The sequence below is a fragment of the Kitasatospora sp. NPDC002543 genome, from assembly GCF_053594915.1.
On the sequence record NZ_JBSFWR010000108.1, the window covers coordinates 19,362 to 28,847 of the forward strand.

A 9,486-nucleotide genomic window follows, 5' to 3' on the forward strand; every position below is an offset into this window, starting at 1 on the left:
GCGGGGCGGGACGCCGTCAGGTGTGCAGGGCGGTGTGCAGGGTGTCCGTCAGCTGGATCCGGGCCGCCCTGGACGCCTCCGTGCCGCGGAGCCGGTCGAACAGCACGAATCCGTGGATCGTTCCCTGGTAGCGGACCGCCACGACCGGGACGTCCGCCTGCCCCAGGCGCGCCGCGTAGGCCTCGCCCTCGTCGCGCAGCACGTCGGCCTCGGCGGTGACGACGAGCGCGGGCGGCAGGCCCACGAGGGACCGGACCGGCGCGCGCAGCGGTGACACGACGGCCCGTGCGCGCTCCCGCGGGTCCGGCGCGTACTGCCGCCAGTAGTCACGCATGGCGGCGCGGCTCAGGAAGTACCCCTCCGCGAACCGGCGGTAGGACGGGGTGTCCATCGCCGCGTCGGTCACCGGGCAGACCAGCACCTGGTGGCGGAAGCGCGGGCCGCCGCGCATCCGGGCCACCAGGGTGAGCGCGGCCGCGTGCTGGGCGCCCGCGCCGGCCCCGAACACCGCGATCCGGCTCCCGTCCAGGCCGCATCCCGCACCGTGCGCGGCGATCCACCGGGCCACGGCGTACGCCCGCTCGACGGCGCCCGGGTGACGGGCGTGCTCCGGGGCGTCGTACTCGGGGATCACCACGGCCGCGTCCGCCCCGAGCACCAGGTCCGCCGTCAGCTGCCGGTGCGCGTGGGCGTCGGTCAGCATCCAGCCGAGCCCGTGCAGGCAGAGCACCACCGGCAGCGGCCCCTCGGCACCCGCGGGACGCAGGACCCGCACCCGGACCCGGCTCCCGTCCCCGCCCGGCAGGGCCAGCCACTCCTCCTCGACCTCGGGCTCCTCGCGGCCGCCGTCGTTCCAGAGGGCCGCCATCCGCGCCCTCGCCGCGGCGCCGTCCCCGGGCGGGGACGCCGGCCACGGAGTGGACGCGAGGAAGGCCCGCGTCTGCCGCCCGAGGACGGGCGGCACCCGGGGAACGTCGACGTCTTCTCGCACGGGAACTCCTCCGCGGGGCGGCACACAGGCCGTTCCCGCCGGCTCAGCCTGCGGCAGTTCCGCACCGGACGCACGAGGGCCGGGCCGTCCCTGCGGACAGGGGCAAGAACCGTGCACGGTGGGGCATCGCGCCGGTGCCACCGTGGGCCGAGGACACGCGAGAGCCCGGCCCGCCGGGCCCGCGTGGAGGGAGACGACCACGAAGGAGGACGGCCATGACCGAACAGTGGCGGCGAGCCCCGGTCGGCAGTGCCGCGTTGAAGGACCTGGTCGAGAAGCTCGCGGAGTCGCTGCACCGGTCCGTGGCCCTGGTCGACCCCTCGGTGGGACGCGTCTGTTCCAGCCGGCACTTCGACGACGCGGACCGGGCCCGCGTCCACGTCCTGCTGCAGGGACGGCCGAGCGGAGACGTCGCCCGTCACGTCCTCGCCCAGGGCGTCACCCGGTGGACGAAGCCGGGCTACGTCGAGGGCCGGGACGACCTCGGGCTGCTCCCCCGCTACTGCGTGCCGCTGCGCGAACGCGGCCGGCTCCTCGGCCTGCTGGCCGTCGTCGTCGCGGACGGCTCGCTGCCTCCGGAGGCGGTCGGGGCCATCGCCCGGGCGACGCCCGCCATCGTCGGCCAGCTGTCCGCCGACCACGAGTCGGCCGACCCGGAGAGGACCAGGGAGAAGCGGCTCCTGCTGTCGCTGCTGGGCGCGGACCCCGCCGCGCGCACGGACGCCCGGCAGCAGCTCCTGGACGGCGCGCTGCTCCCGGACGCCCCCCACGCGGTGGTGTGCTCGGTGCAGGTGGCGCGCTCCCGGATGCCCCCGGGGCAGCTGGCGACCGCGCTGCGCGGGACGCTGGAGGACGTCCTCCGGAGCCGGTCGGTGCGGGGCGCCTTCGCGGTCGAGTCGAACCGGGCCGTCCTGCTCCGGCTCGCCGACCGGCCGTGGGCGCCGGAGGCCCTCCGGGAGCAGTCCGCGCGGCTCGTGGCGGCCCTCGGCGCCGAGTTGGACGCCTCGGCCGATCCCGTCGTCGGCATCGGCGGTCAGCAGCGCGGCCTCGCCGAGGCGTGGACCTCCCACGAGCAGGCACTCGTCGCGGTGCGCGCCGCACGCCGGATGCCCGGACTGGAGGGCGTCGGCTCCTGGGACGACCTCGGCGAGTTCGCCGTGCTCCTGCAACTGCCGGACCACGCCCTGAACGAGTCGCTGCTCCCGAAGCCGCTGCGCGCCCTGCTGGAGTCCGACTGCGGGAACCGTCTGGAGGAGACCCTGCGGTGCTTCCTCGACCACGCCGGTTCGGTGGCCAGGACCACCGAGGAGCTCCGGATCCACCGCACGTCGCTGTACTACCGGCTGCGACGGATCCAGGAGATCACCGGGCTCGACCTGGACAACGGGGCGGACCGCTTCGCCCTGCACCTGGGGCTGCGGGTGCGGGAACTCCTGGTGTCCCTCGGCGCGTTCGACGACCGCCGGTACCGTCGGCCGGCCGCCGCGCCGGGCGGCGGTCTCGTCGACCGGAGCCGGGGCGCCGCCGCCTAGGGTGTGCCCCGCGGATCCTCGCCGTCCCTCCCGCACGGAACGACCGGTTCCGCGAAACGACGAAGTGGCGTGATACACAGCCCAGTTCGAACATAATTTGACGTTAACCCCACCCCGTGTATCACTTATGATCGTACAGGGACTGTGATCGTCTCGTTACGTTGTGCGGGGGCATGGCTGCGTAGCCCCAGGCCGGATGGGGCCGGGGCATTGTCAGGTGATCTTGACCATGGGGGATAGCGGTGCGGTTTCGTGTGCTCGGCCCGCTGGAAGTCGTCGCGGGTGGCCGCTCGGTGGGACTCGGAGGGATCAGGCAGCGCGCGACCCTCGGGTTCCTGCTGCTGAACACCAACCGGGTGGTGGCCAGCAGTGAACTGATCGAGGCGCTGTGGCCCGGCGGCAGATCTCCGCAGTCGGCCCGCAAGATCCTGCAGAACTCGGTCTGGCGGCTGCGCCGCCTGCTCAGCCTCGCCGAGGGCGAGGAGGAGGACGAGGGCGAGAGCGAGGACGGAAGGGCGGGCGGGAGCGGCGCGGCCGAACTGCTCAGCCAGCCGCCCGGCTACGTGCTGCGCACCGAACCGCGCCTGACGGACCTTCACATGTTCCGGAGCCTGGTCGAGCAGGGCCGCGCGGAGCTGGCGGCCGGCTCGGCGGGCGCCGCGGTGCCGCTGCTGCACCGGGCGATGGACCTGTGGCGCGGACCGGCGCTGGCCGACCTGGTGGAGACCGGCGTCGACTGGCCGGAGCTGACCTCCATCCAGAACTCCCGACTGGACGCCCTGGAGGACTACTTCGAGGCGGAGCTCACCTGCGGGAACCACCAGCGGGTGCTGGTCCGGCTGGAACAGGCCGTCGCCACCGAACCGCTGCGCGAACGCCTGCTGGGCCAGCTGATGCTGGCGCTCTACCGCTCGGAGCGGCAGAGCGACGCACTGGACGTCTACCACAGCGCACGGACCACGATGGTCGAGAAGCTCGGCCTCGAACCCGCCCGGGCGCTGCAGTCGCTGCAACGGGCGATCCTCGCCCACGAACCGGCGTTGATCCCGGCCGCCATGCGCCAGCACATCGAACTGCGCATGACGCCGGTGCCCCAGCCCCGCGCCGACCGGGTCCTCCAGGCGGTCGGATCCCGGTCGCTGGACGTGTGCTTCGCCCCGGTGGAGCCGGCGCTGCCGGGCCTGTCCGGCACCCGCGTCCTGCTGGAGCCGCCGTGCGACGACGAGCCCGTGCCCGTCCTGCCGCGGGTCTCCGAGCGTCGGGACGTCAACGGGCACGGGCCCGGGGACGTCAACGGCCGTGCGGACGTCGGCGGGCGCGGGGAGGTCGGGGGGCGCGGGGAGGCCGGGGGGCGCGGGCCCGTCAGCGAACGCAAGGACGTCAGCGTCCTCATCGTCCGGGCCCAGCTCACCCCCGAACTCCACGACGTCGAACCGACGGTGGTGGACGAGGCACTGGAGCGCATGACGGCGGTCATCCGCGAGGAGGTCGAGTGCCTCGGCGGAACGCTCGCCGCCTCGATCGGCTCGATCTGGCTGGCCCTGTTCGGTGTGCCCCACGTCGGCGAGGAGGACGCGGAGCGCGCGGTGAACACGGCGCTGACGGTCCGCGACCGCCTCTGCACACCGACCGACCCGGCGCTGTCGGCCGCCGTCCGCGTCGCCGCGGTCCAGATCGCGGTGGCCACCGGGGAGGCGCTGGTGCGCCACGACCCGGGGCAGGGATCCGTCCCGCCCTCGGTGACCGGCGCCCTGCTGGACGAGTGCCAGACCCTGCTGGAGCACAGCCGGACCGGTGAGATCCGGGTCTGCGAACGGACGCGCCGGGACACCGAGTTCGCGATCTCCTACCGGCGCGGCGGCGAGGCCGGCGGCTGGCTGGTCGGCGGGCTGCGGCAGGAGTACTCGGCCCTGCACGCCGTCCCGATGGTCGACCGCGAGTACGACCTGGACGTGCTGCGCAGCCTGATGCAGCGCACCCGGCACCAGGGCACGCCGCACCTGGTCACCGTGCTGGGGGCGCCCGGCATCGGCAAGACCAGGTTCGTCATGGAGTTCGAGCGCAGGGTCGCGGCCAACCCGGAGTCGGTACGGCTGGTGGTGGCGCGGACCCACGCCTTCGGCGGCCATCCGCTGGAGGTGGTGCGCGACCTGCTGCTCTCCTGCTGCGGGATCCTGGCCAGCGACTCCGGGACGGCCGCGGTGGCCAAACTCACCGGCACCGTCGAACGGCTGGTCGCCTCCCCGGAGGAGTGCCGGCAGCTGGTCGCCCGGCTCGCCCGCCTGGTGGACCCGGACCCGGCCGCCTGCACCGGCTGGCTGGCGACCGGCGAAGTACTGGAGGCCGTCCGGCAGTTCCTCACCCGGGCCGTGGAACAGGGCCCGCTGGTGCTCGTCGTCGAGGACCTGCACTGGGCCGACGACGAGGTGACGGACTTCGTCCAGCACCTCACGACGTCCGTCGGGGCGCTGCCGCTGCTGGTGATCGCCACCGCCCGGCCGGAGCTGCTGGCCCGCCGCCCCGGGTGGGGCGGCGGGATCCGGCACAGCGTCACGCTGGTCCTCGAACCGATCTCGGACGCCGCCATCGACCGGCTGATCGAGTTCCTGATGTCCACCGCGGACAGCGGACTGAAGAACTCGGCGGGCGAGCTGCTGGCCGCGCTGAAGGAGGCGGCCGGCGACGAACCGGCCGTCCGCCGCGACCAGTTGCGCCGGATCCTGGCATCCGGCTCGGCCTCGCTGCGCGACGAGCGGTGCAGCGGCGGCAACGGCTGGCACTCCGCCCCGCCTCAGCTGTACGTGGTGCGCTCGGACCAGGCCCGGTAGCGGGGCGCCGGAAAACGGGAGGACCGGCGGCGGACGGGTGTCCGCTGCCGGTCCTCGTCACGCGGTCAGAACGCGAACGCCGAGCGGTAGGCGGTGGGGTTCGCCGCGTGGCCGACGATCGGCGGCCAGCTCGACGAACCCGGCGTGGCGGCGGCGTTCAGGGTCGGCGAACCGGCCGCCCGCAGGCCCGACTCCACGGCGCCGTCCATGTAGCCGCTCCACCCGTTCGCGATGTCTCCGCCGGCGAACTTGACCCGCCCGTGCGGCTGCTGGATCTGGTGGAACAGCGTGGTCAGCTGGAACGGCCGGCGGAAGGCCCCGGCCCCGAGCGAGAACTCCTCGGTGTCCCAGTCGGTGGCGGTGTAGTCGACCAGCTCCGCCTGCGGGACGACCTGCTTGACGGCGGCCTCGACCTTCGTGCGGTCGTTGACGTCGAATCCGGGCTGGATGGCGAACGCCACGACGTGCTGGCCGTCGTTGAGCCGGCCCATGATGCAGATCGGGTACCCCTCCGGTGCCTCCGCGACGAACCGGCCGGCCGGCTGCTTGAGATCCAGCCAGATCTTCCGCTCATGCGGCACGCCGATCCCGGCGGTCGAGGCCAGCCGGTGCGGCTCGGGCAGCGGCGGATCGAAGGTGATGGTGCGCCAGACGTTGACCGGCACGGCCAGGATCACCTCGGGCGCGGTGAACTGCTCGCCGGCCCGGGTGGTGACGCGCGCCTCCGTGCCCTGCTGGACGATCGAGGCGACCGGGGAGTTGAGCCGGACGGTCGGCGCGGCGTCCGTGAGGATCGCGTTCAGCAGGGACACCGTGCCGTTCAGCGGCCGGTAGGTGTTGACGTTGTGGAACCCCTCGAAGGTCCCGCCGGCCAGCGCCCACCACTGCGCGAGGTGGGAGTACGCCCCGCGCTTGCTGGTGCCGCCGAACAGCGAGGTGGTGCTGGTGAGCCGGATCTCGTCGGCGGGCGCGTAGTTGAGCTGGTCGAGGCGGTCCCGCAGGGAGTAGCGGTCGGCGTCCTGCAGCAGGTCCTGGCGGGTCAGCGGCTCGAAGGGCTTCGGGAAGAGGGTGGTCGCGCCCGCGAAGTACTGGGTGAACAGCTGGGCCTGGCGCTGGTAGGCCACCGTGGCGTCGTACTCCTGGAAGCCGGTGAGGGTCGGCAGGATCACCCGGTCCGACCACTGATCGGCGGTCAACGGCACCTGGTACCGCGCGAGTTCGCGCCAGACGTGGGGCTGCGTGGGGTCGACCCAGGTGCCGCCGCGCTCGATCTGCTGGCCGCGGAAGGTGTCCGTCCAGGTCCGGCCGCCGATCCGGTTGCGGGCCTCCAGCAGGAGGACCTGCTTGCCCTTCGCCCGCAGCTCGCGGGCGGCGGTGACGCCGGCCAGGCCGGCGCCGACGACGATCACGTCGAACGCCGTCCGACCGCCCCCCTCCGCCCAGGCCGAGGGGGCGACGGCGGCGCCCGCCGCGGTGGCGAGCGTGGCGGCGCCGGCGGCCTTCAGCAGGGTGCGCCGCGGAACGCGCGGCGCGGAACGGTCGAGGCCGGCTCCCGCGTCGGCGGAGGTCGGTATCCGGCCACGATCGGTGGTTCTGCTCACGATTCTCCTTGAGGTGTACACAGGCCTCGGGGCCTTGCGCCCCACCGGCCCGGCGGTTCGCCGATCGGCGAATGAACTCCCTTGTGGCTCAGGCCTGTTGGGAGAGCGCCGGAGCCGAGGTTGCGGGCTCAACGTAACCGAGCGGCGGCGATTTTCGGTCACCCGCAGGTAACCGCCGGACGGCCGCCGGGCTCCTCGTTCCGGTAACCGCTGTGACGGAAGGGGCTGAACGGGCGCGGGGCAGGAGTGGAACGTGAGACGGAGGAGTGGAACGGGGTCCGGCGGGACGGCTCCCACCGGACACGGAAAAGCCTCCGGGGTACGGCTGGGCAGCCGTACCCCGGAGGCGGGAGATGACCGACGACGCCGCCGCGTCGTCGGGAGGTGCGTCAGGCGGAGGGCTTGCGGAACTGCTCGATCAGCGCCGCGTAGCCGTTCTCGGCGTGGCCGGACGCGATCGCGCGGTCGATGAACGCCTTGTAGAACTTCGGCAGTTCGGTGTTGATGCCGAGGGTCTCGCTCTCCTCGGCGAGGTGCTCGATGGCCGCCTGGTGGACCAGGTTGGTGGCGTCCCCGGCCGGGTACTCGCCCTCGTCGATCTGCGGGGCGTAGGCGGTGACGTAGCCCGTGACCACGTTGATCATGGTGTTGGCCAGCGGGGCGAAGGTGGTGGCCTTGACGTTCGCCGTCCCGAGCAGCGCGGCACCGTGCAGGAAGCTGTTGAGGACGCTCCACATGATGCTGAGCAGCGACATGTCGTAGAGCGCGGACAGCCCGTGGTCGGTGTCGAGGTAGGCGGTACCGGCCGGGCCGAGCGCCTGCAGCGTCGCCTCGTGCCGCTCGTAGGCCTCCTTCGGGCCGCTGTACAGGAGCACCGCGTTCTCGGTGGCGATGTCCGGCGGGATCGCCATGATGACGCCCTCGACGTACACGAGTTCACGCTGCGCCGCCCACTCGGCGGTCTCCCGGGCCTGGGTCGAGGTGCCCGTGGTGAGGTTCACCAGGACCTTGCCCTTGAGGACGTCGTCCAGCGGGTCCAGCAGGCCGTGGACGGCGTCGTAGTCGGAGACGCAGGCGATGACCAGCGGGCTCGCCTCGACGGCCTCCCGCACCGAGCCGGCCAGGGTCGCGCCCTGGGCGACGAGCTCGTCCGCCTTGCGCGCCGTGCGGTTCCACACCGTGGTCGGGTGGCCCGCCTTCACGAAGGCCGCGGCCAGGGCCTGACCCATCAGCCCGAGTCCGATGACCGTGACCGGTGCCTGGGCCGCGTCGGTGTTCGACATAAGAGATGACTCCCGTTCATTTTCCCTTGGGGTCGGAATGGCTCCCGCCGGCCGACCCGTTTCCAGCACGATGTCACCGGGAAGCGGGTGGCGGACAGTGGCAGAAGTGCCCGACATCGCAAAATTCCTGCCGTACACTCACCACATGAATCCTGGATCTGTGGCCATTGCGCTGATCAACGACACGGATATGCAGGTGTGCGAGGTCTACGAGACCGCGATCGCGAACGCGGTGTTCGGCAACCCCCAGCCCGATCTCGCCGATCCCTGGTACGACCTCCGGCTGTGTTCGATCGGCGGCCCCTCCGCCGCCGAGGCCCGGGGGTTCTCGGTGCGCACGCCGCACGGCCTGGAGGGCCTGGTCGGCGCGGACACCGTGATCGTCCCCTCGGTCCCGGACGCGGTGATCTCCCGGGGCGACCCGCTGCCCGCCGAACTCGTCGAGGCGCTGCGCGCGGCGGCCGCCGCCGGGGCCCGGATGGTCTCGCTCTGCAACGGGGCGTTCGCGCTCGGCGAGGCGGGCCTGCTCGACGGCCGCCGGGCCACCGCGCACTGGATGCACACGGCGGAGCTCGCCCGGCGCTACCCCGAGGCGGTCGTCGACGACTCGGTGCTCTACGTCGACGAGGGGCAGGTGCTCACCAGCGCCGGCATGAGCGCCGGGCTGGACCTGTGCCTGCACCTCGTCCGGCGCGACCTGGGCGCGCACGTCGCCAACCAGGTGGCCCGCCGGATGGTCGTCTCCGGCCACCGCCCGGGCGGACAGGCCCAGTTCGTCGACCTCTCCGTCCCGGTCACCGACGGCGACAGCCTCGGCCCGGTGATGGACTGGGCGAGCCGCAACCTGGACCGGCCGCTCACCGTCGACGGCATGGCCCGGCAGGCCGGGATGAGCACCCGGACCTTCTTCCGGCGCCTCCAGGCCTCCACCGGCATGACGCCGCTGAAGTGGCTGCTCAACCAGCGGCTGGCCCGCGCCCAGACCCTGCTGGAGACCACCGACCTGCCGATCGAGCGGGTCAGCGAGGCCAGCGGCCTCGGCACCGCGGCCAACCTCCGCCGGCACTTCACCCTGCACGTCGGGGTCACGCCCACCGACTACCGCCACGCCTTCGGTACGGCCCCGGGCGGGCGGCAGCGCACCCGGGCGCTCGGCTGACGGCCGCCCCCCGGGGTGCCCCCGGCCAGCGGGGTGCCCGGGCCGTCGTGCTGCACGGTGACGATCGGTCGGTCGGTGTCCTGCCAGGCGGC

6 protein-coding genes are annotated in these 9,486 nt (G+C 73.4%); 3 read left to right on the forward strand and 3 right to left on the reverse strand.

The features are described from left to right. Window positions 1–16 precede the first annotated feature (16 nt). Window positions 17–991 carry an alpha/beta hydrolase gene (locus ACWD4P_RS31870; RefSeq protein ID WP_449782036.1) on the reverse strand — a complete coding sequence of 325 codons (975 nt, stop codon included), beginning with the start codon at window positions 989–991 and terminating at the stop codon, window positions 17–19. A 215-nt stretch (window positions 992–1,206) separates the two neighbouring features. On the opposite strand from ACWD4P_RS31870, the gene ACWD4P_RS31875 reads away from it, so the two are divergent. Both ACWD4P_RS31875 and ACWD4P_RS31880 read left to right on the forward strand, forming a co-directional pair. After that, entirely contained in the window at window positions 1,207–2,523 is a 1,317-nt protein-coding gene (locus tag ACWD4P_RS31875; RefSeq protein WP_449782037.1) for a PucR family transcriptional regulator, read from the forward strand. Between the two features lie 293 nt (window positions 2,524–2,816). Further along, complete coding sequence (locus tag ACWD4P_RS31880) at window positions 2,817–5,351, forward strand: BTAD domain-containing putative transcriptional regulator (RefSeq protein ID WP_449782038.1); 2,535 nt, start codon at window positions 2,817–2,819, stop codon at window positions 5,349–5,351. A 65-nt stretch (window positions 5,352–5,416) separates the two neighbouring features. On the opposite strand, the gene ACWD4P_RS31885 is transcribed toward ACWD4P_RS31880, so the two are convergent. Together ACWD4P_RS31885 and ACWD4P_RS31890 are read right to left on the reverse strand one after the other, a co-directional pair. Next, complete coding sequence (locus tag ACWD4P_RS31885) at window positions 5,417–6,952, reverse strand: flavin monoamine oxidase family protein (RefSeq protein WP_449782039.1); 1,536 nt, start codon at window positions 6,950–6,952, stop codon at window positions 5,417–5,419. A 389-nt stretch (window positions 6,953–7,341) separates the two neighbouring features. Continuing rightward, complete coding sequence (locus ACWD4P_RS31890; RefSeq protein WP_359821226.1) at window positions 7,342–8,235, reverse strand: NAD(P)-dependent oxidoreductase; 894 nt, start codon at window positions 8,233–8,235, stop codon at window positions 7,342–7,344. A gap of 145 nt (window positions 8,236–8,380) precedes the next feature. Between ACWD4P_RS31890 and ACWD4P_RS31895 the strand changes: the two genes are divergently transcribed. Then, window positions 8,381–9,394, forward strand: coding sequence for a helix-turn-helix domain-containing protein (locus ACWD4P_RS31895; RefSeq protein ID WP_359821229.1), 1,014 nt, complete (start codon window positions 8,381–8,383; stop codon window positions 9,392–9,394). Window positions 9,395–9,486 lie beyond the last annotated feature (92 nt).